This window comes from Yersinia sp. 2541 StPb PI, from assembly GCF_052217145.1.
GTDB lineage: Bacteria > Pseudomonadota > Gammaproteobacteria > Enterobacterales > Enterobacteriaceae > Yersinia > Yersinia enterocolitica_E.
This window is the reverse complement of record NZ_JAZGQB010000001.1, coordinates 1,211,393-1,235,210: the sequence shown is the minus strand read 5'-3', so window position 1 is coordinate 1,235,210 and position 23,818 is coordinate 1,211,393. Positions and strand designations below refer to the sequence as shown.

Below are 23,818 nucleotides of genomic sequence, written 5' to 3'. Positions count from 1 at the left end.
CGCACGCAGTATTCATCCGTTGTATTTAGGAACATGCTGCTAATCGGCATGTGCTAACAGATGCGGGCTACTGCGAGCTAAACTACCCTGCGTTTTACACAGCGGCAGTGGCAATCTTGACTAATAATGAATGGACTTCTCGTCTTATTGACGATGTAAGTTATGAGATGCGGATGTTAAATATTTAGTTGAGTTGTAAAGATTCGTCAAGATTATACCTCATCAGTGAAGGGGTAAAGCAAAACGTGATTCATATCACATTTTGTAACTATAGAGCCGGATCATGCCTTCACCTCAATCATTACTTCAATACGATTAAGGACATATGCCACTTGATGCCAAACTTGCTGATATTCGGTTGAGTTATAGGTACGTAAAAACTCCACCAGCAGTGTTTTGGTTTGTTGCCATATTGCATCATCGACCGGATGCTCTTTATTTGTCTCAAAGAAGGTTTCCAGTGTTTCAACTTTTTGCAGGTAAGCATCCAACGCAGCAGTCCATTCACTTGTATGCAACTTGTGAGAAATTTGCGCCAGCAGCCAGGGCATATAGTCGCGACTGAGGCTAACATCCCAAGTATCAGCATCTGTTACAGACCATGTGGCACTTAGATCACCACAATGTGTGCCTTGATCATCGGTAAATCCGTGCAATGCACAAATAGCCTTTTCTACATCAAGCACATAGCCTAAGGCCGGATTATTAATGAATACAGCATCATGAGGGGTTCGCTCATTAAAATTCACTACAGCACCTATATATTCACCTAATTTTGGCCCAGTCAGCACACCTTTGAAGTTAATATATGATGTTTTTTCATTCATATAAAAATGCAAAAGTTTATTTTTATATCCATTAACCAGATAATGATATTCCCAGTCAGCCATAAAGTACCATTTTTTGCTGTATATATTATAAGCTACTCCATTATCACAACGGTACTCTAAACTATTATCACTGTAGTTACTGCGATGGTAGGTAAAGCTAATCGCCGAAGGTTGGTCAGTGCCATCATTCAATAATGAAAGGCACGAGGACTCTATTAACGCTTTACCCTCACTTAATTTATTATAAGCCATCAGTAATTGAGTTTCTGCATTATAATAAATATGATTCCTACCTTTTTTACTCCCCAAATAGATATAGGTATCATCTGGTTGGTCCAAACGATGGGTTATTACCTCACGTTGGTCATTTACACCCCTTGATTCAAGCGTTTCCTTATATTGTAAAAAGGGTCTTACTGCCTTTTCCTGCCACGTTTCAATAGTAGACGCATCAAACCATAGAGTGTATTTATTCACGGTCCCCTGCTGAGAATGTTGTTCCCTGCCATGTAGAATATTAATCGGGCTAGTATGTAAGCTCACATAGAAACCGATTTGATCTAATGATAACGCGGTACCCGTCCCTTGATTGACTAATCTTATTTCATTTTCTACCACCTGAGGGAACCAATACTGGCCAGAATTATTAAAATCACAATAGGTAAATGCCACATCAGCATCAAGCTGGGAACTACGCCGAACCACCGGTGACAAACAGTAAAGGTTGCGATCAAACCCTTGCCCGATAAAGGCCGTCATTATCTGCCCTGCATGACTATAAAAGAAGTAAGAACTTTGTCCATCAGCACCAATAGGCTGACTTTGCTTGGTTAAAAAGATGCTATGACCATTGTTAACATAATAATCATAGCTGAAATATTTTTCAGCTAAAATGTCTGAATGGTAATTGAATGTCACCCTCTTATTCTCAGGATATAAACTCTTTGGTAATACACGATAAGAACTGATATCTGCTGTTAATCCATACTGAGCCAACTCAGCCGCATTGGTGTTTTTATAAAGCGAAGCAGACTTCCCCAAAAATGAATAATCACTAAAAACCTCAACCCGTAAATTTAGCGGAATTTTTATTGATGCAATATTATTATTCCATTGGCTAAATAGCCATTCATCCTCGGTATAATAAGGCACGCAAAATTTTGTGCCGTCCTCCTTTTCAGAGTAATTATCTTTTGAATAAAAACAGACATTATCTTCATTATTATGCTCTGCTATTGTGGATATTGATATAAAGATCCAAGGAACAATCAAAATACTAATTTTAGCATTCATATTTCACCTGTTAATTATAAAGAAACCAAATATAATCTTTCACATCAAATGGGAAGGTAAGCGTTACAATTTTTATATTCACATATAGTAATCTTACCTAAAAGCGATACTCACAAAAGCATCGTTCATTTTTTATTTATCCGTGAAGGTAAAATATAAATTTTTATTTCATCGCAGCCAAAATAAAAAGCCCCCGAAAGTTCGGAGGCTTAATTAATGTCAGAACACTATCTTATCGACGAGTGATAGTATTTATTCCCACTCAATGGTAGCTGGTGGCTTGCCACTGATATCGTAAACTACACGGGAAATACCATTCACTTCATTGATAATGCGGTTTGAAACGCGGCCCAAGAAGTCGTATGGAAGATGCGCCCAATGTGCGGTCATAAAATCGATGGTTTCTACTGCGCGCAGTGAAACCACCCAATCGTATTTACGCCCATCGCCCATCACACCAACAGAACGCACTGGCAGGAATACGGTAAAGGCTTGGCTCACTTTATTGTACAGATCAGCTTTATGCAGCTCTTCGATAAAGATGGCATCAGCGCGGCGCAGCAAGTCACAATACTCTTTTTTTACTTCGCCCAGAACACGTACACCCAAACCTGGACCTGGGAATGGATGGCGATATAGCATGTCGTACGGCAGACCTAATTCCAGACCAATTTTGCGTACTTCATCTTTAAACAGCTCTTTCAGTGGCTCAACCAGCCCCAGTTTCATCTCTTTCGGCAAACCGCCCACATTGTGGTGAGATTTAATTACGTGTGCTTTACCAGTAGCAGACGCTGCTGATTCAATCACATCAGGGTAGATGGTGCCTTGTGCCAACCACTTCACTTGATCTTGCTTACACGCTTCTTCATCAAACAGTTCGACAAACACGCGACCAATGATTTTACGCTTCGCTTCAGGTTCATCGACACCAGCCAGCGCTGCAAGGAAACGATTTTCGGCGGCAACATGAACAATATTCAGGCCGAATTTATCACCGAACATTTCCAGCACTTGGTCGGCTTCATTCAACCGTAGCAGCCCGTTATCGACAAACACACAAGTCAGGCGGTCACCAATAGCGCGATGCAGCAGCATTGCCGTCACAGAGGAGTCAACACCACCGGACAGGCCAAGAATCACATGGTCTTCACCAATTTGCTCACGCAGACGAACAATGGCGTCTTCGATAATGGTGGCCGGGGTCCATAAGGCTTCGCAGCCGCAGATATCCAACACAAAGCGCTCTAACAGGCGTTGGCCTTGTTTGGTATGTGTGACTTCTGGATGGAACTGCACGCCATAAAAACGCTTCTCTTCGTTGGCCATAATGGCAAACGGGCAGGTATCGGTGCTGGCAACCGTCACAAAATCAGCAGGGATGGCAGTGACTTTGTCACCATGGCTCATCCATACATCCAATATTGCTTCGTTGGCTGGATTGATAGCATCTTTGATATCGCGGATCAGTGCGCTGTCAGTTTTGATTTCCACCTGCGCATAACCGAACTCGCGCTGATTTGAACCTTCAACTTTGCCCCCCAGTTGCATCGCCATAGTCTGCATGCCGTAGCACACACCTAATACCGGGACACCCGCAGTGAACACGTAATCAGGCGCGCGTGGGCTGTCGTGCTCAGTAGTGCTTTCAGGACCGCCAGAAAGAATGATGCCGCTTGGATTAAATTCGCGGATCTGAGCTTCGGTTACGTCCCACGCCCATAGTTCACAATAGACACCGATTTCACGAACGCGTCGCGCCACCAGTTGGGTGTATTGCGAGCCGAAATCAAGAATAAGGATGCGATGCTTATGGATATTTTTTGTCATGTGCGGCGTATTCCACAGAGAAATAATAAAATTAAATAGTTACCATAATTATTTATGAATCATTCCAGTCGGCGAAGCCAAAAAGTTAGTTACCGCCCGCAGCACAGCATACGCAGTTGACACTAAGTCAATGAGCAATGCGAGCCGAGAACGATGACCAAATTCGCCGGTTTAAGCCCCTGGAATTAGCCCATGCGATAGTTAGGGGATTCTTTAGTGATAGTCACATCATGCACATGGCTTTCTTGAATCCCTGCACCACTGATGCGCACAAACTCAGCTTTGGTACGCAATTCATTGATAGTGGCACAACCGGTAAGCCCCATGCAGGAGCGCAAGCCCCCCATTTGCTGATGTACAATCTCTTTCAACAAACCTTTGTATGCGACACGACCTTCAATACCTTCCGGTACCAGTTTATCGGCAGCATTGTCAGTTTGGAAGTAACGGTCAGAAGAGCCTTTGGACATCGCGCCCAGTGAGCCCATACCACGGTAAGATTTGAATGAACGGCCCTGATAGAGTTCGATTTCGCCCGGAGACTCTTCAGTCCCTGCCAGCATAGACCCCACCATGACACAGGAAGCACCCGCGGCAATGGCTTTAGAAATATCGCCAGAGAAACGGATACCGCCATCGGCAATCACCGGAATACCGGTACCTTCCAGTGCTTCGACTGCATCAGCAATCGCCGTGATCTGTGGCACACCTACACCAGTCACAATACGGGTGGTGCAGATTGAACCTGGACCAATCCCTACTTTTACGGCACTTACACCGGCATCAGCCAAGGCTTTTGCACCCGCGCCCGTCGCAACGTTACCGCCAACGATTTGCAGGTTAGGATATTTGGCACGGGTTTCACGGATTCGTTGCAGAACACCTTCAGAGTGACCATGGGATGAGTCAATCAGTAAAACATCAACACCCGCGGTGACCAGCGCGTCGATACGCTCTTCATTGCCAGCACCGGCACCCACAGCAGCCCCAACACGCAGACGGCCATGCTCGTCCTTACAGGCGTTAGGCTTGCGCTCTGCCTTCTGGAAGTCTTTTACAGTAATCATGCCGCGCAGATGGAAGCTATCATCAACAACCAATGCTTTCTCGACACGTTTTTCATGCATTTTTTGCAAGACAATTTCACGAGCTTCGCCTTCCTTGACGGTAACCAGACGCTCTTTCGGTGTCATCACCGCCGTCACGGGTTGGTCTAAGTCAGTCACAAAACGCACATCACGGCCAGTGATAATGCCAACCAGCTCATAATCTTCGGTTACCACCGGGTAACCTGCAAAACCGTTACGGGCAGTCAATTCTTTCACTTGGCGCAGGGTGGTGGTTGGGGTAACAGTCTGCGGCTCGGTAACAACGCCACTTTCGTGTTTTTTCACGCGGCTGACTTCTTCAGCCTGGCGCTCAATGGACATATTTTTGTGAATGAAACCTAAACCGCCCTCTTGTGCCAGCGCAATGGCCAGACGAGCTTCGGTAACGGTATCCATGGCTGCGGACAGCATAGGGATATTTAGGCGGATAGTTGCGGTCAGTTGAGTGCCAAGTTCGGCCGTATTAGGCAAAACTGTGGAGTGGGCTGGAACCAGGAGAACGTCGTCAAATGTCAGAGCTTCTTTCTTGATACGTAGCATGGGCAATATCTCACCAAGGTGGATGTGAAAAGATAAAATATTGCCGTGGCATTATACAGAGCGTAATCGGTTGCCTCCAGCACTTTCTCATAATTTTTCTTGCCAACCGGTCTGAGGTAGGTAATATCGATCAATTAAGTGCTTGTTTTAAAATTTGATCCAGGTCACATGTCACAATCTTCCGCATCAACAATTTTTACTGTTAGCCGTCTTAATCAGACGGTGCGACAACTGCTGGAAATGGAAATGGGCCAGATTTGGCTCACGGCCGAGATATCCAATTTCTCCCAACCGTCATCCGGTCACTGGTATTTCACCCTAAAAGACGCCCAAGCGCAGGTGCGTTGCGCGATGTTTCGCAACACTAACCGCCGTACTACGTTTCGCCCACAAAATGGTCAACAAGTGTTGGTTAGGGCATCGATTACCCTGTACGAGCCGCGTGGCGATTATCAGTTAATTGCGGAAAGCATGCAGCCTGCCGGTGACGGATTGCTGCAACAACAGTTTGATCAACTCAAGCAACAACTGGCGACAGAAGGGCTATTTGATCAGCATCATAAACAACCGTTGCCAAGTCCTGCCAGGCAAGTTGGCGTCATCACCTCTGCCAGTGGTGCGGCGCTGCATGATGTTCTACAGGTTTTGCAACGCCGTGACCCATCATTGCCAGTAATTATTTACCCAACAGCAGTGCAAGGCGTTGATGCTCCATTGCAGATAGTCCGTGCCATTCAGTTAGCTAACCTACGTGCCGAGTGCGATATATTAATCGTCGGGCGCGGCGGCGGGTCGCTGGAAGACCTGTGGAGTTTTAACGACGAACGGGTCGCCCGCGCTATTTTCAATAGCCACATCCCAATAGTCAGTGCAGTCGGCCATGAAACCGACATCACTATTGCTGATTTTGTTGCTGACTTGCGGGCGCCAACACCGTCTGCTGCCGCAGAATTAGTGAGCCGTAACCAGATTGAGCTGGTCAGGCAAATTCAAGGACAGCAGCAGCGGATGGAAATGGCGATGGATTATTATCTGGCACAGCGCGGCCAGCAATTCACCCGCCTTGAACACCGTTTACAGCAACAACACCCACATTTGCGACTGGCACGTCAGCAGACCCTGTTATTAAAGCTGCAACGCCGTCTGGAAGAGAGCGCGCAAAACCAAATCCGCTGGTTAAGCCGGCGCACCGAAAGGCTCCAGCAGCGCCTCGCGCAAGTGCAACCGCAAGGGCAAATTCACCGTTACAGCCAACAAGTACAGCAGCAGGAATACCGTTTGCGCCAGGCATTAGAGCGCCAGCTTAATGGTTACCGGCAGCGTTTTGGTATCGCCTGCTCGCAGTTAGAGGCCGTCAGCCCATTAGCAACCTTGGCCCGTGGCTACAGTGTCACGCAGACTCCGGCTGGGGTAGTGCTGAAAACCACTAAGCAGGTGCAGGCTGGTGATAAGCTGACCACCCGATTGCAGGACGGTTGGGTAGAAAGTGAAATCACCCAAATCAATGTGGCGAAGAAGGCTCGTCAACGGAAAGCGGCAAAAGAGTAACGCCGCCTGGCTCAATTGCTGCCAGTCAAATCGTCGGCAAGTAACTAAAGTGAACGCGGCTTTTCGAAATGAGTCCGTGACCGTGCTGGCAGAAATAATCAATCGCGCCACACGCCTTCAGTACCTGCAACGGTTTGACGCAATCAGGGCACTCCGCCTGTTGCTGATAGTTGCCATGGCAATTAGAGCAATGAAAGTGGCCACTTACTTCGGTCATCAGTTTTTGGCAAACCGGGCATAATGCATCCATCGACTTCTCCTTAAAAACTACATCACCCCGAGCGATCGTAGGAAGTAAATCCCCAGCGCGGTGGTAAAGAATGAACCGACCGTGGTGATGGCAATGATATTCGCTGCCAGGGTGGCATTGCCTCCCATGGCGCGGGTCATAACATAACTGCCAGCCGCCGTTGGGGTGGCAGAGAACAGAAATATAATCCCTAATGTCGCCCCACGAAAGCCCATCAACAAGCCACCAACGGTCATCAATATTGGCACCACAAATAATTTAGCTGTTGAAGATAACGCTGCCACATTGGAAGAACGGAACATCGCGTGCCAGTCGAGGCTCGCTCCGGTGCACAACAGAGCCAATGGTAATGCCAAAGCAGAGATATAACTCCCCGTCTGGACAATCACCTGAGGAAGAGGTAATTGCGTTTGTGCGTAGAGTAAACCGCACAGTAGCCCAATTATCAGCGGATTAGTCACAATACTGCGTAACAGTGCCAATTTACTGATTTTGCCGCCCTGCCCAGCTTGCAGACTGCGAGTCAGGGTGATCACCGACAGCATATTAAATAAAATCACTGTCACCGTCAGATACATCGAGCCGAGTGCCACCCCTTCGGCACCATATGCCGTCATGGCAAAAGCCAACCCCACGATAGCGGTATTGGCTCTGAACCCTCCCTGCACGAATACACCACGCTCTTTTGGGTCTTTTACCAACCACTTGGCGGCGACTTCCAACAGCAAGAAGGTCACCAACGTACCAATAGCGCCATAAACAACCAAGGGTAGGTTATCCAATAAGCTGACATGATTGGTCGCGACACTAAAAAACAGCAGACAAGGGAGGGCGAGATTGAAGACCAGCTTGGTGGCACCATCGCAGAAACGATCATCCATCAAGCCAAAGCGCCGTAACAGCACACCGAGTAACATCATCAGCAAGTTAGGCATCGTAACACTAAATGCAAAACTCCAGGTTTCCCAAGACATGACTGACTTTCAACTCCCTTTGTTTACGGTTAAGCGGCCAAAGCTGCGTTTTACTGACGGCGGTCGTTAAATGTGCAAAAAGCGCGGAATGCCCGCGCTTTGCTGTTACTACTTACCTTTTTTCAGGTGCGACATCAAACGTTTACGTTTACGCATCTGATTTGGTGTTAATGGATTGCGCTTACCCGCGAATGGGTTTTCGCCCTCTTTAAACTGTATGCGAATTGGCGTACCCATTACTTTTAGTGAACGACGGAAGTAATTCATTAGGTAGCGTTTATACGAATCCGACAGGTCAGTAACCTGGTTGCCGTGGATTACGACAATCGGCGGGTTGTAACCCCCAGCATGGGCATACTTCAATTTGACGCGACGGCCACGCACCAAAGGAGGCTGATGGTCTTCTTCGGCCATCTGCATAATGCGGGTCAGTAAGGAAGTGCCCACACGTTTGGTTGAGCAGTCATAGGCTTCTTGAATAGATTCAAACAGATTACCCACGCCACTGCCATGTAAGGCTGAGATAAAGTGAATCCGCGCAAAATCGACAAAGCCAAGACGCAGATCCAGCATATCTTTAACCTGCGCACGCGCTTCTTCTGTCATGCCATCCCATTTGTTCACCGCAATAACAAGTGAGCGCCCACTATTGAGAATAAAGCCCAACAGCGACAGGTCCTGATCCGAAATACCATCACGAGCATCAATAACCAACAGTACAACATTGGAATCTTCGATTGCCTGCAAGGTTTTAATTACTGAGAATTTTTCCACCGTTTCGGTGATTTTGCCGCGTTTACGCACACCCGCAGTATCAATCAGGATATATTCACGCTCATCGCGGGTCATAGGAATATAAATGCTGTCACGCGTGGTGCCCGGCATATCATAAACCACCACCCGATCTTCACCGAGAATGCGGTTGGTTAGTGTGGACTTACCTACATTAGGACGCCCGACAATTGCCAGTTTGATTGGCAGAGTCCGTGGATCAAAATCATCTTCTGCGTCATCTTCAGGAACAGCGTCGTCCTCAGCTTCCTGTGCGGCCCAATAAGCCGCATTCGCTTCTTCATCGGTCAATTCAACTTCAGACTCTACGGCATCCATATAAGGTGCCATAACATCTTCAATCAACTGAGTCACACCACGACCATGGGACGCCGCGATAGCATGAACTTCACCTAAGCCCAATGAATAGAAATCTGCTGTAGCAGTATCTGGATCAATACCATCAGTTTTGTTGGCAACCAGGAAAGTCGCTTTTTCACGACTGCGCAGATGCTGGGCAATCCCCTGATCCGCAGGCATCAAGCCTGCGCGGGCATCAACCATAAACAGGACAATATCGGCCTCTTCAATCGCCAATAACGATTGACCTGCCATCTTGGTTTCTACGCCATCTTCTGTGCCATCAATACCTCCGGTATCGATAACAATAAACTCATGCCCCTCGACCTCGGCACGACCATATTTACGGTCACGCGTTAGCCCGGGAAAGTCCGCAACTAACGCATCACGGGTGTGCGTTAAACGGTTAAATAGAGTGGATTTACCCACATTCGGGCGCCCGACCAGCGCGATGACAGGTATCATTGTTGAAGCCTCATTACTTAATTTTCAAATCATTACAGCGCTGTACCAAACCTGCAACAGCGCAGTTTTTAGAAGACAAACGGCCCCTGAATCTCAGGAGCCGCTTAAAACCCTGCGTTTTGAACGTTGCTGCGATATTAGCGGCATTCACTAACCCGAATAACTGACGGTATCAGTTCATTAGGGTTCATTCGTTTGCTGCCTTGCTGCAACACCAATAACTTTGGGTATTGACCTATTATTGGCCTGTTAAACAGGCACTAAATCAGGATTAACGGGTGAACGCGTATACCGTGCCGCCTCTCGCCTGAACCAGCAACTTATCGCTGGCAACCACTGGCGCACTCAGGAAGCCGGAGCTGTCTACGCTCTGCTGAGCTACAAAACGGCCATCATCGGTATTCACCCAGTGCAGATAACCTTCGGCATCACCTACAACCAGATACCCATTATACATCACAGGAGCTGTCAAGTTACGATGTAATAAATCGCTTTGACTCCAAAGGGTTATACCGCCATCTGTTTTCAGCGCAACAATTCGGTCATTTTGATCGACCAGATAAATGCGACCCGCGTCGACAATGATGTCATTCACTGATCCCATTTCACGCTTCCACAGGATCTGGCCGGAACGCAGATCTAATGCAGTCAAGTTACCATTGTATGCCAAAGCATAAACCACACCATCAACAACCACAGGCGTGGTATCAACGTCGTTCAGGCGGTCAATTTCAGTGGTACCTGTCACTTGGGAAATACGCTGTTGCCAGATCAACTGGCCCTGTTCCATCATTACCGCACTGACGCGGCCATTGTCACCACCGACAATCGCTGCACCGAATGCGACTGCTGGTGCAGATTCACCGCGCAGAGACAGCGCTGGTGTATCGAGGTTTAATGTCCACTTAATCGCACCGTCTGATTCATTCAGTGCTTGCAGCATGCCATTTGATGTATGGATCAGTACCACCCCATCGCTGACAACCGGACGAGATAATGCTTCACCCGCCACCACGGTCTGCCATGCAACCTGACCATCATCGGAATTAAGCGCATAAACTACCGCTTTCTCGCTGCCGACATACACATGGGCACCTGATGCAGTGACGCCACCAGATAACATTGCAGAACGGTTGCTGGAAAGGAAGTTGGTTTTTTCAGACAAATCGGTTTGCCAGATTTGCTTACCGCTGTCGGCGTCCATGGCTTTCACCAAGCCTTTACGGTCGGCGGCAAAGACAGTCGTCCCCTGCCAGGCTGGGCGCAAATGGGAGTAATAATCACCGACACCACCACCTACTGAGGTACTCCACACTTTAGTTGGTGTGAATTGATTCTCAATTTTTGGCAGTGGTGACATGGTAACCACATCTTCTTCACTGTTAAACAGTGAACAACCGCTCAATAGGGCAACAGATACCAGTCCTACTAAGAGTGTTTTACGCAATTGCATGGGAATACCCCTTAGCTGGACAAATTATTCAATTTCATGCGCAGCAAAGCTTGCAGCGCCTGAGAAGCATTTGATTCGACGCCTTTGCTGTAAGCAGCTCGCGCACCTGCGGTATCACCTTTACTCAATAGCGCATCGCCACGGACATCCTGAGCCATCGCAGTCCAACCATCACCCTGCACCGCATCCAGCGTTTTCAATGCGTCGTCTGGTTTCTTCAATTGCAATTGCAGACGTGCAAGACGCAAATTAATCAGTGACAACAGATTTTCATCTTTGGTCTGACCCAGCGCCTGAGTGAGTTGTTGCGCCGCTTTATCAAACTCATTTAGCTCAACAAAGTGATGAGCCAGCTCTAACCCGGCCAGTACGCCGTAGTTATTGCTATTGCCCTGAACAAATTTTTCAGCAAGAGCAACACCATCAGCACTGTTAGCTGACAAAGCATCACTGGCTTGCTGATAGGCAGAGGAGGCTTCCGTCAAGACAGTGTTCTGATGACTCTGCCAGTAACGCCAACCCACTAATGCACCAATCCCGAGCACCACACCCACGGCCAGCGCTTTACCATTCTCACTAAAGAAACGGCGCACTGCATCAACCTGGTCATTTTCAGTGGTATAGACTTCCACGGTGTCTCTCTCCTTAACCCAACATCAAAGCCAGACGCGCAGCAACATCCGCTTGCGCCAGCGTTTCTTGTTCACCATTTCGCAAATCTTTTACGACCACTTGCTGTGCTGCTACTTCGCTTTCGCCAAGCATTAATGCAACACGGGCACCCCACTTATCAGCGCGGGTAAATTGCTTTTTGACATTACCACCGCCGTAATTGGTCATTAATTTCAGCGTTGGCATGGCATCACGCAGGTTCTCAGCAAGTAGCATTGCAGCACTTTGCGTATCCTGACCAGACGAAATGACATAAACATCTACTGTCGCTGGTACCTGGAAGTCAGCATTTACGGCCTGCACTAACAGAACCAAACGCTCAAGGCCCATGGCAAAACCAACCGCAGGCGTTGCACGCCCACCGAGTTGTTCAACCAAACCGTCGTAACGCCCACCGGCACACACAGTGCCCTGGGCGCCCAAGCTATTGGTGACCCACTCAAATACCGTACGGTTATAATAATCTAAACCACGAACTAAACGCTCATTGACGGTATATGGGATGCTGGCCTGGTCTAAAAGTTCACACAGACCTGCAAAATGTTGTTTTGACTCTTCATCCAGATATTCAGATAGCTTAGGCGCATCATTTAGCAGCAATTGAACATCGGGATTTTTGGAGTCCAGCACTCTCAGCGGATTACTGTACATCCGGCGCTTACAATCTTCGTCCAGTACCTCAACGTGTTGCTCGAGGAAAGTCACCAGCGCTTCACGGTAATCAGCACGCGCATCCAATGATCCAATGGAGTTCAGTTCAAGTTGCACATGCTCTGAGATACCTAAAGCACGCCACCACCGGGCAGTCAGCAAAATTAATTCGGCATCAATATCCGGCCCTTGCAGACCGAAAACTTCCGCACCCAACTGATGGAATTGACGATAGCGGCCTTTCTGTGGGCGCTCATAGCGGAACATCGGACCGATGTACCACAGACGCTGTTCCTGATTGTACAGCAGACCATGTTCAATACCTGCACGTACACACCCTGCGGTTCCCTCAGGACGCAGTGTCAGACTTTCGCCATTGCGATCATCAAAGGTATACATCTCTTTTTCAACCACGTCGGTGACTTCACCGATCGCGCGCTTGAATAACGGGGTCTGCTCTACAATCGGCATGCGAATTTCGCTATAACCGTAGCCTGCAAGTACTTGCTTCAAGATACTTTCAATGCGCTGCCATACTGCCGTATCGGCTGGCAGGTAGTCGTTCATACCACGGATGGCTTGAATGTTCTTTGCCACGTCTGTTCTCTGTAGTTTTATACCCTATTTACTTGAAGCAGCAGCGCCGTTCGCAGCCACTCTAATTACTTTGGGCATGGTGCAAAAAATAAAGCCGATTATAGAGGCTTGCCACCCATATATTCAATGATGACAACTTGTTACCCCTACAGGCGCAATGTAAAGCGGGCTAAAACCCGCTTTTGTGCTGACCGACAACCCATGACCAACGATGTTTATTCATCATCCAATTGATTGATAACAATCCGATTATTAGCATCAAGCATTGATGCTTTAGCCCGAATTTTGGCTTCCAACTGGTCAATCATATTTTTGTTATCAAAGCGTTCTTTTTGACGAACACCATCTTCGTAGAAACCGCTTTTGTTATGAGCACCGGTCACACCGATAGTCGACACTAAAGCCTCACCCGGGCCATTGACCACACAACCGATGATAGAGACATCCATAGGTGTAATCAGATCTTCTAACCGCTGTTCTAAAGCATTCACAGTACCGATAACGTCAAACTCTTGGCGCGAGCATGTTGGGCAAGCGATAAAGTTAATCCCACGGGCACGGATACGCAAAGATTTAAGAATATCGAAACCGACTTTGACTTCTTCAACCGGATCAGCCGCCAGCGAGATACGCAACGTATCGCCAATACCTTCAGACAGCAACAAACCTAATCCAATGGCAGATTTAACTGAACCACTGCGCGCACCACCCGCTTCGGTAATACCCAAATGCAAAGGTTGGTCGATTTTTTTGGCTAACAAACGATAGGAGTTTACCGCCAGGAAAACATCTGAGGCTTTAACACTGACTTTAAACTGATCAAAATTGAGGCGGTCAAGAATGTCGACATGCCGCATCGCGGATTCAAGCAGGGCTTCCGGCGTAGGTTCACCGTATTTCTCCTGAATATCTTTCTCCAGCGATCCACCATTGATACCGATACGGATAGGGATGTTGTAGTGGCGAGCGCTAGCAACCACGTCTCGGATACGGGCTTCGTTGCCAATATTACCGGGGTTAATACGCAAGCAATCAACACCGTACTCAGCCACTTTCAGGGCGATACGGTAGTCAAAATGAATATCGGCAACCAGCGGCACAATGACGTCTTTATGCTGCTTGATTAATTTAAACGCCTCAGCCGCTTCCATGGTGGGTACTGAGACTCGCACGATATCCACACCAACACGTTGCAATGCTACGATTTGGGCAACAGTCGCAGCAACATCCGTGGTTTTAGTATTGGTCATCGATTGCACTGCAATCGGCGCACCATCACCAATTGGCACTTTACCGACGTAAATCCGGGTAGATTTACGTCGGATAATTGGGGGTTCGTTATGCATTACACACTCTCCTTTACAGTCGTGTAGTTTATACAACAAAGCAGTTTTTCAAAACTACAGTGGCGGTTTAGCTGAACCACAACATAGTTTGTCAAAACCACAATATTACTCTACACCGACAGTCAGGCGGGCTACGCGATTAGCCTTAATAAACTTACTCAAATCAACCGGATTACCCTGATATGTGATTGTCAGCGCACCAGGTGCACCGATAGTCAGTTTATAAGGGGATTTCCCCGATAGGTTGAGGGTCGCGCCTCCTTTTTGGATACCGCTAAACAATGTTTTTCCACTCGCATCAACAACCTGTAACCAGCAATCAGCTTTGAAGTTCATTACCAATGAACCCACAGATGATGCCGCACCATTTACCCCAGCGTCTGCTGTAGGTAGTGGTGATTGCGCGGTAGAAGCATCAGGCACAACTGCCTGACTCGGGGAAACGACCACAGACTCCGCCGGAGTCGCTCCCTGATTAGTTGCTGTCTCGACACGGTTATTTACCGTATCCACAGGTGCTGTACTGTTTGTTACCGGTGCAGTACCACTTGCCGTAGGTGTAGAGGCAGGCTGACTATTCGCAATCGGAGCCTGGGTATCGGTCGGCGCGTTAGGATCGCTATTCTCATCAGACAGCGGCACAGATTGCCCGCCATTTTGCAACAGCTGGGCAGAGGATTGATCAGCCATAGTGGCTATCTCTGCTTGCTGCGCCTGATGATTTTGCCACCACCATGCTCCTGTCAACCCCAGCACAACCAACACAATAAGCCAGGTGAAACTCATCAACCAGCCATCACGTTTTTTATGCTTTTTCCCCAATGAAAAACTTTGCATTGGGGCCACTTTTGTTGCCCTGATTGGTGCTTGTTTTTCCAACATGGGTAACAGTTCATCTTCAGGGAGGTGAACCAATTTGGCGTAAGAACGAATGTAACCACGGTGGAATGTTGAGGCGAGATTAGCTTGCGCTTTATCCTCCTCAAGATCACGGATTGTGGATACCTTCAGACACAGACGTTCTGCAACCGTCTGCTGAGTTAGCCCTAGAGCTTCGCGGGCTTGACGCAGGCGCACACCTGTCGTCTCTGGAACTGTTTGATCTTGGGAGGCTTCAGTATTCATTAGCTAGAAAATGCTGGTACTGTTTGGATTGTGGAAAACTTCGCGCAAGCTGCTTGCCATAGCGTTGAACACTATCTTGACGGCCTGCTAGCGCGGCGAAACGAATTTGTAACCATAAACTTTCAGCACTGGCCGGAAGTGTATGTTGGTAAACATCCAGTAATAGTTGCGCCTGAGCGCGATTCCCTTCTCCAAAATGCCTTTGAGCTTCTGCAAGCAGCGGCTCACCTTTATCAGGATCATACTTCAATGCCCGACTCAACAGTATCCGAGCCTGGTCATTTTGATTGGCCCGTAAAAAGCAATATCCAGCGTTTTCCAGACTATCTGCCACCTGACCGTAATCGGGCAGCAGCGCTGCTGCGCTAAACTGTTGTTGGGCCGGTACATACTGCCCTAAACCACACAGAAACGCACCGTAATTATTCAGTACCGTGCCATTTCCAGGTGCCAGTTTCATCGCTTGCTGATAACGCTGCTCTGCGGCACTGTTTTCACCGATACGTTGTTCGTAAAACGCCATACCCAATTGAGCGCGATAATCCTGTGGATCAGCCTCTACAGCCTTCTCAAAATTCTGCCGCGCGGCATTAAGATCACCCTGCGCCAAATACTCTAAACCCAGTTGTAAACGCGTCTGCCCGGCGGCGGGTTGGCTAACCTTTTCCGGCGATGAACCGGAACAACCAGCCAATACGGTCGCAATCAGGCAAACTCTCCACAGTCTTGTCAGCTTCATGCTTTCTCAATTGTCCTTATATGTGAAGATACCCGTCATACCTCAAGCGTCATGCACGTTCGCAATACTCACGACTTGAATTATTTAGGGTATAGCTTTTTCAGTATTGAGCATCTAACAAATTATAAGTTAAATAACAATTAGTTATATAGAACAAATCAATACTTTCAATCAGACTGTCTTAATAGCGATAGGTTCACCGGCCATTTTCTTTTTCAAGGTACGCTTGGTGCGGTCAATCACCTCACCCGCTAACTGCCCACATGCAGCATCTATATCGTCACCACGCGTTTTACGAACAATGGTGGTAAAACCATATTCCATCAATACCTTAGAAAAACGATCCACCCGGCTGTTTGAACTACGGCCATAAGGTGCGCCAGGGAACGGGTTCCATGGGATCAAGTTAATCTTACATGGTGTGTCTTTCAGACATTCCGCCAGTTGATGAGCTTGTTCCACGCTGTCATTGATGTGATCCAGCATAACGTATTCGACGGTAACCCGCCCGCCATTGGCTTTGGATTTATCCAAATAACGCCGTACCGCAGCCAGGAAGGTTTCAATATTGTATTTACGATTGATTGGCACGATTTCATCGCGGATATCATCGGTCGGCGCGTGCAATGAGATAGCCAACGCCACATCAATCATATCACCCAGCTTGTCCAACGCCGGAACCACGCCGGAAGTAGACAAGGTCACACGGCGTTTAGATAAGCCGAAACCAAAGTCATCCATCATGATATCCATGGCCGGCACCACGTTATTCAGATTGAGCAAAGGTTCACCCATCCCCATCATCACCACATTGGTGATTGGGCGGATACCGGTGGCTTTTACTGCGCCGATAATTTTGGCCGCACGCCATACCTGACCGATGATTTCCGATACCCGCAGGTTACGGTTAAAGCCCTGTTGTGCCGTGGAGCAGAATTTACACTCCAGTGCGCAGCCTACCTGAGATGACACACACAGCGTTGCGCGGTCGCCTTCTGGGATATAGACGGTTTCAACTTGCTGATCACCCACTTTGATGGCCCATTTAATGGTGCCATCAGTTGATCGCTGCTCTTCAGTCACTTCCGGTGCACGGATTTCTGCTACCCGCTGCAATTTGGCGCGTAGCACTTTATTAATGTCGGTCATTTGCTCGAAATCATCAAAGCAATAGTGATATATCCACTTCATGACCTGATCTGCACGGAAAGGCTTCTCGCCCATTTCAGCAAAGAATTGGCGCATTTGCTGGCGATTTAAGTCGAGCAAATTAATTTTGCCAGTGACGGGCGCGGCAATGGCGGGCGCGTTGTCTGGCGTAGGGACAGCATCAATTGGTGCTGATGAAGTTAATAATTGTTCAGACATGAGTTGTCGTGGCCTCGTTGTTACACTTTACGGCGCTGCGTGTTAAACCGGATAGGCTTTCGAAACGGCGATAAATAAATAATAGAACGCCCCGGGAGAGATGTCTCCACCGGGGCGCGGCATTGTACGAATTTTAGAGCATGGATTCCATGATTGGAAAGGCGTCCGGGCAACTTTATTGTTTCAGTTGATTAAATCCTGGCCATTTCTACACAGAATCAACTCATTAGCGACGAGAAATAATCTCATCCGCAGCGAAGAAATAGGCAATTTCACGCTGAGCTGATTCAACCGCATCAGAACCGTGTACTGCGTTAGCGGTAAAACTGTCGGCAAAGTCAGCACGCAGAGTGCCTGCTAGTGCGTTAGCTGGATTAGTTGCCCCCATGATATCACGGTGGCGCTGAACGGCATTCTCACCTTCCAGAACTTGTACCATAATTGGGCCAGAGGTCATAAATTCAACCAAACCATCGAAGAACGGGCGGCCTTTATGTTCTGCGTAAAAACCTTCTGCTTGTTCTTTGGTCAGGCGCAGCATTTTTGCAGCAATGATTTCGAAACCAGCACTTTCAAAACGCGCATAAATAGCACCAATGTCGTTATTGATAACAGCATTGGGTTTGATGATGGAGAAAGTACGTTCTAAAGCCATGATAACCTCTATTGAATTTCTAATATTGACCGGACGTGGAACCCGCCCCGCTAACTACCCTAAATAAGGATATAAACTTGGCTGGCGAACGGTTCCTTTACTACAAAATTATGCCGACCCCTGTACAGTGGCCGCCGATTATAAGTGCGCGATTAACGCTTGCATACGGGAATCACAACATTTCATTAAAAAATATTTATCTTAATTACTCATTTTTGCGTACAACTCACACTTTGTATAAAAAACCGTTTGCCATACTCGCAGTGCTTTGCAGGTAAAACGTTATTAATATCAAAGTTCATTGATAAATTGAAAGCCCACCTTCTTTTTCACAATGGCTGAAGGTTGGCTGATCACATCCGATACCAGTGCGCGTTTCCCTTTTTTGGCTAAATAGTCGGCTAATGCTCTGATAGCCGCTGTACCTGCGCCTCTGATAACGCCTTCAGCCGTTGGATATAGCACATAAGCTGGATGAGTCAGCGAGCCGGCGACACCAACATCAAACTCATTAATATCAACGGCCAGCGTGATGCTAATAACCTCTCCTGATAGACGAACGATCACATAGATATAATCATCACGGGGTGTTATTAGCCAACTCAGCACCACGTCACTCACCAAATTCGAGGCAGAAATAACCACATCCATCCCCTCATACGGATTGAGATTGCCAATATTTTCAATATTCGTTGCGCTTTTTAAGGTCTGCGCGGCCTCACTGTAGCGCCGTTGCCATTCTTCGATATCCGCGAGGACATGTTGCCTGGCAGCCAGCGTGCCTTCGGTTGCGCCGCTAATGATTTCAATATCAAAGTGCATTTCAGGCTGTTCTAGCCATTGATTGTGTTGCCGTCTTCTGGGGATGGTTTCGACAAACTCGAAATTTTGCAGTGCCAACTCATAGCGCCCTTGAGGTAGTAGCTGTGCTACTTGTGGTGTTTCGACATTAAAATCCAGATTATTGTGATGTAAATAAACAGCATAGCTAAGTTGTGAAAAATCAAATGCTGTCTTTAACAGGGCGATATTATCAATATTCTCCGCGATATAGGTTCGGACACTTTCAATAAACCGCGCATCGGTCGCTGTATCTAATGCCGCATAGCCGGTATCACCTGAGCTGATAATCCGCGCAATAACCCGACCAAAATTTTCAGCGTTCCAACTATCAAGACTGTCACCAAAGAGCAGTGTAAAATCAGTCAAAATATTCAATGTCCAATCAATGCAGGGGGGAATAAGCTGGCGGCGAAAGCGTAAATGAGGGAGCACTTCATCTTTCATTGAAACTTTACAGGCCCGTGCACTGGCCGGTACTGTCAATGATTTACCGTTCATATCAGAATTAATTTGAGTCAATATACCGACCGGCTCAGTTGACAACTCCGTCAAAAAAACATCAGCAGACAACGCTTCATTCGTCATTAATTTAGGGAAGGGCTTCGAAGAACCGGATACTTGTAATATCTTATTGTTATCGCCATTGAAAAAATCATAAGCATTAGTGACAAACCGGTCTACCTGATTACACCGCCCTTGGATAACATAATTATAAATATTAAGCAGGGGAACTAACCAACAAGCGGTTTTTCCAACCAGACTTCGCCCTGCCCTACTTTTATTTTTTTCAGCCGTCAACACTATTTTATTTATAATTAATGGTTGAGTTTCATTTGCGTTATTAATAAAAAACTCAACACTCGTTTTATCCGCATCAAACAAATAGGTGATCAGTGGATAGTAATAGACTACCTGTTCACCAATAGACTCCATAAATTGAACTTCGAAATAGCCACCATTAAATGTCGATAACATTGACAATGTATCGCTTTCATTGCTCAATTTGAATATAGAACTATTATTTCTGCTTTCATGAATAAAAAAAACCTCACGATCTCTTATTTTAAATATACCACCGCCGATTATTTCTATAGAATAATCACCTTGATCATTCAAATCAAAACTGACCAAAGCTTGTTTTGGACCTATTCGTTCATCACCCCAATATCGACCAAAGGTGTATTGTATCGGGATAATAACTCTATCTTTTACAGCACAATATTGATCGCAAATAAAATATTCTTGCTGAGAAACATGAATACTGCTAATTCCATTATCCATGCCTATTTTTTTTAAGTCAAAAGTTAAGTAATCATCAGTCAGAGTAAAATAATCACCACTATAGTTATCATTTTTATAAACTGTCACTTGGGTATTTTGCGGTAGTTTTATCGAACTAATTTGATCATTAAGTGGGTTTAAAACATGTGATTGTTTCCTACGGCGATCAGTATTATTAAACAGATCAACGTACTCGTTACCAGAGAGGCAAATTGATTCACCTAAAAAGTCATCTTGCTCATAAAAACAGGCAGCGCTTCGAACTCTAAAGGAACTAATCTCATTATTTAAATCAGCCCAACTGCGAGAGGAAAATAAATCAACATCATCTCTAAATGTCAATAATTTTCCTGAGAAATCATTATTTTCATAAACCGTGACAATCATACCTGAGGGAACAAAAATAGATGATATTTTGTCATTCCATTCATCCTTAAGATCACTTACTTCTTGCCCCTGCCCCGCGCAAATTGATTTCCCCGTATAGTTATTATTAGCAAAGAAACACACTTTTCCCTGTTGAGCAGAAACGTTTTCAGTTAATATTAGCGTGAAAAAATATCATTAAGTAATTATGGTTCATCTAATAATCCCCAGCAATAAGTAGCAGAGCTAAAAACCATGATGTAATTACTTTATCTGGCTAATAAAAGCATTGATATCATTTTATTTATCACAGGGATGTTATTTTAATGATAAATACAAAAATTAATTAGCCATTGTTATTAATTAGTTTTATCAGTATGACTATTCCATACGGAACATTATATTACCCACCTGGCCACTTTCATCCAATACATTAAGCTGATAGCCGCCCGGCACAGATAAGCTTTGTACCCATGACTGATTATTCTCGGTTACCGCCACCTGCTCCCCATTGAGGAACCACCAATGTTGACCTCTCCCGCCTTGCGCCACCAGGCGCAGATCAAGGCTATTATGACCAGGTAAGCGCTTAACTACAGCACCATCACGTATACCTAAAATCAGCAATGGCGCAGCACTGCCTTCCCCTTGCGGTGGACATTGCTGGCTTGCTGCGGGTAACCGTTGATTACGCCGTTCAGCCAGTGGCAACCATGGCTCCAGTGGCAGTGGCCACAAGGCCACTTGCGTTGGCTTGGCTCCTAAGCAATCCGCGGCAACCCGCTCGCCTTGCTGATTTAGCCAGATACTGAGTTGACTACCCTGCATATTTTCCTGGCCGGGTGCGGTCAGTGTGGGCGGTACAGTGCCATCGAGCACCCAGCTTTGACGCCGCTGTCGACAGTTGCTATCACCAACCGCTAGCGGTTGCCCACCCGGCCAACAAATCTCTTCCCGACTGACTGACGATGGCCTTGGATCTGACGGTAACCTGCGAATGCTTTGCTGTAACCCTGCCATCAACAGGTTATTGACCTGATTAAGTATCGGTATCGCAGTAGCATAACCAAACTGCCCGGCAACCGGAGTGCCATCTGGACGCCCCACCCACACGCCTATTGTATAACGCGCATTGATGCCAATAGCCCAAGCATCACGATAGCCGTAGCTGGTACCGGTTTTCCATGCCAGTGGCACGGTAGCTGGCAAAATGTCATCCGGTAATGGTCTGGCTTCACCGGCCATAATGCGCCGGGTAATCCATGCCGCTCCCGGTGAGAATAGTCGCCGTTCTTGTATTTGTTGCTGCGGTTCAAAACGCAATGTTGCTGCCATTCCGCCACGGGCGAAAGCGCTATACGCGGCAACCAATTGATCCAACCGTGAACCGGTTCCGCCTAAAATGACCGCCAGACTGGGTTCACTGTGAGAGGGGAAACGTAAGTTCAGACCACCATTGCGTAAATTGGCGGTAAAACGTTTTGGGCCGTAGGCTTCCAGTAATTGAACCGCCGGTAAATTCAGCGAACGCACCAGAGCTTCACTAGCACTGACCGGCCCATGGAATCCGGTATCAAAATTGCCAGGCCGGTAATCACCAAAGCGACGTGGCACGTCCTGAAGCAGAGATTCAGCATGGATCAGGCCGTCATCCAGTGCCATGGCATACAGGAAAGGTTTGAGTGTCGACCCCGGTGAGCGCCATGCACTGACCATATCCACATGACCAAAGCGGCTGTTGTCCTGAAAATCCACCGACCCAAGATAAGCACGCACCTTCATCGTGGTATGGTCAACCACCAGCAAGCCTAGCGAGGTTTTCTCAGGTAATTGATGACGCCAACTCGCCGCCATATCTTCCAATTGGCGCTGTAATCCGGTATCAAGTGTGGTGTGGATCACTTCGCGCTGATTACCACTGGTTAAACGGCGAGCCAGTAAAGGAGCCAATTGTGGCATCTGACGCGGTGCCAGCCAGACCTCTTCTTGTTTAATATCAGCCACATCCTTTGCTGTCCAAACCTGATAATCCGCCAGTCGGGTTAACACTTTGTCTCGAGCAGCCTTTGCCCGTAGAGGATAGCGATCGGGACGTAGCCGACTAGGGGCTTGCGGTAATGCTGCCAGCAATGCGGCTTCTGCCGCGGTTAATTGAGAGGGCGGCTTAGCTAAATAGGTCCAACTGGCAGCGCCAATCCCTTGTAGGGTGCCACCAAATGGAGCGCGATTAAGGTAGATTTCGAGAATTTGAACTTTGGAAAAATGCCATTCCAACTGAAAAGTACGCCAGACTTGACGCAATTTGCCAGCTAACGTGCGCGGATGTGGGTCGATCAAGCGGGCAACCTGCATAGATAGCGTGCTGCCACCTGAAAGTATCTTACCAGCGCGCAGATCCTGCCAGGCGGCACGCGCTAGCGCCAATGGGTTTACCCCGGGATGAGAGTAAAACCAGCGGTCTTCAAAAGTGAGCAGTGCTTGTAGATAATACGGCGAAACCTGACTCAACGTCACCGGATAACGCCATACGCCGTCAGCATCGGCAAAACGCCATAACGGTGTACCATCTTCACCAACCACTACCCGCGCGACCTGGACCTCGGCCAGAGGCAATGGCCAAAGTCTATCTGCCAGCCAAAGAGTGGCCGGAAACAACACCAAGATAAGCACCAACGCCCAGCCCATACGCCGATAGCGGGAATAGATATTTTTGCGCATGAATCGTATTACTTCCCCCGACAACTGTTTCGTC

Annotated in this window: 17 protein-coding genes; 1 reads left to right on the top strand and 16 read right to left on the bottom strand. The window is 47.3% G+C overall.

All coding sequences use genetic code 11. The features are described from left to right. Positions 1–281: 281 nt before the first annotated feature. The 3 genes from V1953_RS05430 to guaB form a co-directional block, all read right to left on the bottom strand. A complete protein-coding gene (locus V1953_RS05430; protein WP_442820604.1) occupies positions 282–2,123 on the bottom strand; it encodes a hypothetical protein in 1,842 nt (613 codons plus the stop codon). 252 nt (positions 2,124–2,375) lie between these two features. Next, a complete protein-coding gene (guaA, locus tag V1953_RS05425; protein ID WP_083163218.1) occupies positions 2,376–3,953 on the bottom strand; it encodes a glutamine-hydrolyzing GMP synthase in 1,578 nt (525 codons plus the stop codon). A gap of 185 nt (positions 3,954–4,138) precedes the next feature. Next, on the bottom strand, positions 4,139–5,602 hold the full coding sequence (gene guaB / locus V1953_RS05420; protein WP_083163216.1) for an IMP dehydrogenase: 1,464 nt from the start codon (positions 5,600–5,602) through the stop codon (positions 4,139–4,141). A 168-nt stretch (positions 5,603–5,770) separates the two neighbouring features. Here guaB and xseA point away from each other — a divergent pair, with 168 nt between their 5' ends. Next, positions 5,771–7,150: an exodeoxyribonuclease VII large subunit gene (xseA, locus tag V1953_RS05415; protein ID WP_083163214.1), complete on the top strand. Its 1,380-nt coding sequence runs from the start codon at positions 5,771–5,773 to the stop codon at positions 7,148–7,150. 25 nt (positions 7,151–7,175) lie between these two features. Here the strand turns inward: xseA and V1953_RS05410 are convergent, their stop codons facing one another. The 13 genes from V1953_RS05410 to pbpC all read right to left on the bottom strand — a co-directional run bounded on the left by V1953_RS05410 (position 7,176) and on the right by pbpC (position 23,784). Next, on the bottom strand, positions 7,176–7,400 hold the full coding sequence (locus V1953_RS05410; protein WP_083163211.1) for a zinc ribbon domain-containing protein: 225 nt from the start codon (positions 7,398–7,400) through the stop codon (positions 7,176–7,178). A 17-nt stretch (positions 7,401–7,417) separates the two neighbouring features. After that, positions 7,418–8,374 (bottom strand): AEC family transporter, encoded by a 957-nt coding sequence (locus V1953_RS05405; RefSeq protein WP_083163209.1) that lies wholly within the window; start codon positions 8,372–8,374, stop codon positions 7,418–7,420. Between the two features lie 108 nt (positions 8,375–8,482). Then, positions 8,483–9,970 (bottom strand): ribosome biogenesis GTPase Der, encoded by a 1,488-nt coding sequence (der, locus tag V1953_RS05400; RefSeq protein ID WP_083163207.1) that lies wholly within the window; start codon positions 9,968–9,970, stop codon positions 8,483–8,485. 271 nt (positions 9,971–10,241) lie between these two features. After that, complete coding sequence (gene bamB, locus V1953_RS05395; protein WP_083163205.1) at positions 10,242–11,423, bottom strand: outer membrane protein assembly factor BamB; 1,182 nt, start codon at positions 11,421–11,423, stop codon at positions 10,242–10,244. Positions 11,424–11,434: 11 nt separating this feature from the next. Continuing rightward, a complete protein-coding gene (locus tag V1953_RS05390) occupies positions 11,435–12,055 on the bottom strand; it encodes a YfgM family protein (RefSeq protein ID WP_083163203.1) in 621 nt (206 codons plus the stop codon). Positions 12,056–12,068: 13 nt separating this feature from the next. Continuing rightward, complete coding sequence (gene hisS / locus V1953_RS05385) at positions 12,069–13,343, bottom strand: histidine--tRNA ligase (protein WP_083163201.1); 1,275 nt, start codon at positions 13,341–13,343, stop codon at positions 12,069–12,071. Positions 13,344–13,558: 215 nt separating this feature from the next. Then, positions 13,559–14,689 carry a flavodoxin-dependent (E)-4-hydroxy-3-methylbut-2-enyl-diphosphate synthase gene (gene ispG / locus V1953_RS05380; protein ID WP_083163199.1) on the bottom strand — a complete coding sequence of 377 codons (1,131 nt, stop codon included), beginning with the start codon at positions 14,687–14,689 and terminating at the stop codon, positions 13,559–13,561. A 105-nt stretch (positions 14,690–14,794) separates the two neighbouring features. Next, the gene (gene rodZ / locus V1953_RS05375; protein ID WP_083163197.1) at positions 14,795–15,814 is read right to left on the bottom strand and encodes a cytoskeleton protein RodZ; all 1,020 of its coding nucleotides are present in this window, start codon (positions 15,812–15,814) and stop codon (positions 14,795–14,797) included. Next, complete coding sequence (gene pilW / locus V1953_RS05370) at positions 15,804–16,553, bottom strand: type IV pilus biogenesis/stability protein PilW (RefSeq protein WP_442850735.1); 750 nt, start codon at positions 16,551–16,553, stop codon at positions 15,804–15,806. Before pilW ends, rodZ begins: the two co-directional genes overlap by 11 nt. A 171-nt stretch (positions 16,554–16,724) precedes the next feature. Further along, on the bottom strand, positions 16,725–17,921 hold the full coding sequence (locus V1953_RS05365) for a bifunctional tRNA (adenosine(37)-C2)-methyltransferase TrmG/ribosomal RNA large subunit methyltransferase RlmN (protein ID WP_083163193.1): 1,197 nt from the start codon (positions 17,919–17,921) through the stop codon (positions 16,725–16,727). 226 nt (positions 17,922–18,147) lie between these two features. Beyond that, positions 18,148–18,576 (bottom strand): nucleoside-diphosphate kinase, encoded by a 429-nt coding sequence (ndk, locus tag V1953_RS05360; RefSeq protein WP_083163189.1) that lies wholly within the window; start codon positions 18,574–18,576, stop codon positions 18,148–18,150. Positions 18,577–18,867: 291 nt separating this feature from the next. Continuing rightward, entirely contained in the window at positions 18,868–21,210 is a 2,343-nt protein-coding gene (locus tag V1953_RS05355) for a peptidase inhibitor family I36 protein (protein WP_442850734.1), read from the bottom strand. 237 nt (positions 21,211–21,447) lie between these two features. Then, positions 21,448–23,784: a peptidoglycan glycosyltransferase PbpC gene (pbpC, locus tag V1953_RS05350; protein ID WP_083163187.1), complete on the bottom strand. Its 2,337-nt coding sequence runs from the start codon at positions 23,782–23,784 to the stop codon at positions 21,448–21,450. Between the last annotated feature and the right edge of the window lie 34 nt (positions 23,785–23,818).

Excerpts from the sequence above, each read along its gene's own strand:
- ndk (WP_083163189.1), bottom strand. The coding sequence starts at position 18,576 with ATGGCTTTAGAACGTACTTTCTCCATCATCAAACCCAATGCTGTTATC.
- xseA (WP_083163214.1), top strand. The coding sequence starts at position 5,771 with ATGTCACAATCTTCCGCATCAACAATTTTTACTGTTAGCCGTCTTAAT.
- rodZ (WP_083163197.1), bottom strand. The coding sequence starts at position 15,814 with ATGAATACTGAAGCCTCCCAAGATCAAACAGTTCCAGAGACGACAGGT.
- bamB (WP_083163205.1), bottom strand. The coding sequence starts at position 11,423 with ATGCAATTGCGTAAAACACTCTTAGTAGGACTGGTATCTGTTGCCCTA.
- pbpC (WP_083163187.1), bottom strand. The coding sequence starts at position 23,784 with ATGCGCAAAAATATCTATTCCCGCTATCGGCGTATGGGCTGGGCGTTG.
- V1953_RS05405 (WP_083163209.1), bottom strand. The coding sequence starts at position 8,374 with ATGTCTTGGGAAACCTGGAGTTTTGCATTTAGTGTTACGATGCCTAAC.
- V1953_RS05430 (WP_442820604.1), bottom strand. The coding sequence starts at position 2,123 with ATGAATGCTAAAATTAGTATTTTGATTGTTCCTTGGATCTTTATATCA.
- V1953_RS05410 (WP_083163211.1), bottom strand. The coding sequence starts at position 7,400 with ATGGATGCATTATGCCCGGTTTGCCAAAAACTGATGACCGAAGTAAGT.
- ispG (WP_083163199.1), bottom strand. The coding sequence starts at position 14,689 with ATGCATAACGAACCCCCAATTATCCGACGTAAATCTACCCGGATTTAC.
- guaB (WP_083163216.1), bottom strand. The coding sequence starts at position 5,602 with ATGCTACGTATCAAGAAAGAAGCTCTGACATTTGACGACGTTCTCCTG.
- pilW (WP_442850735.1), bottom strand. The coding sequence starts at position 16,553 with ATGAAGCTGACAAGACTGTGGAGAGTTTGCCTGATTGCGACCGTATTG.
- V1953_RS05365 (WP_083163193.1), bottom strand. The coding sequence starts at position 17,921 with ATGTCTGAACAATTATTAACTTCATCAGCACCAATTGATGCTGTCCCT.
- guaA (WP_083163218.1), bottom strand. The coding sequence starts at position 3,953 with ATGACAAAAAATATCCATAAGCATCGCATCCTTATTCTTGATTTCGGC.
- der (WP_083163207.1), bottom strand. The coding sequence starts at position 9,970 with ATGATACCTGTCATCGCGCTGGTCGGGCGCCCGAATGTGGGTAAATCC.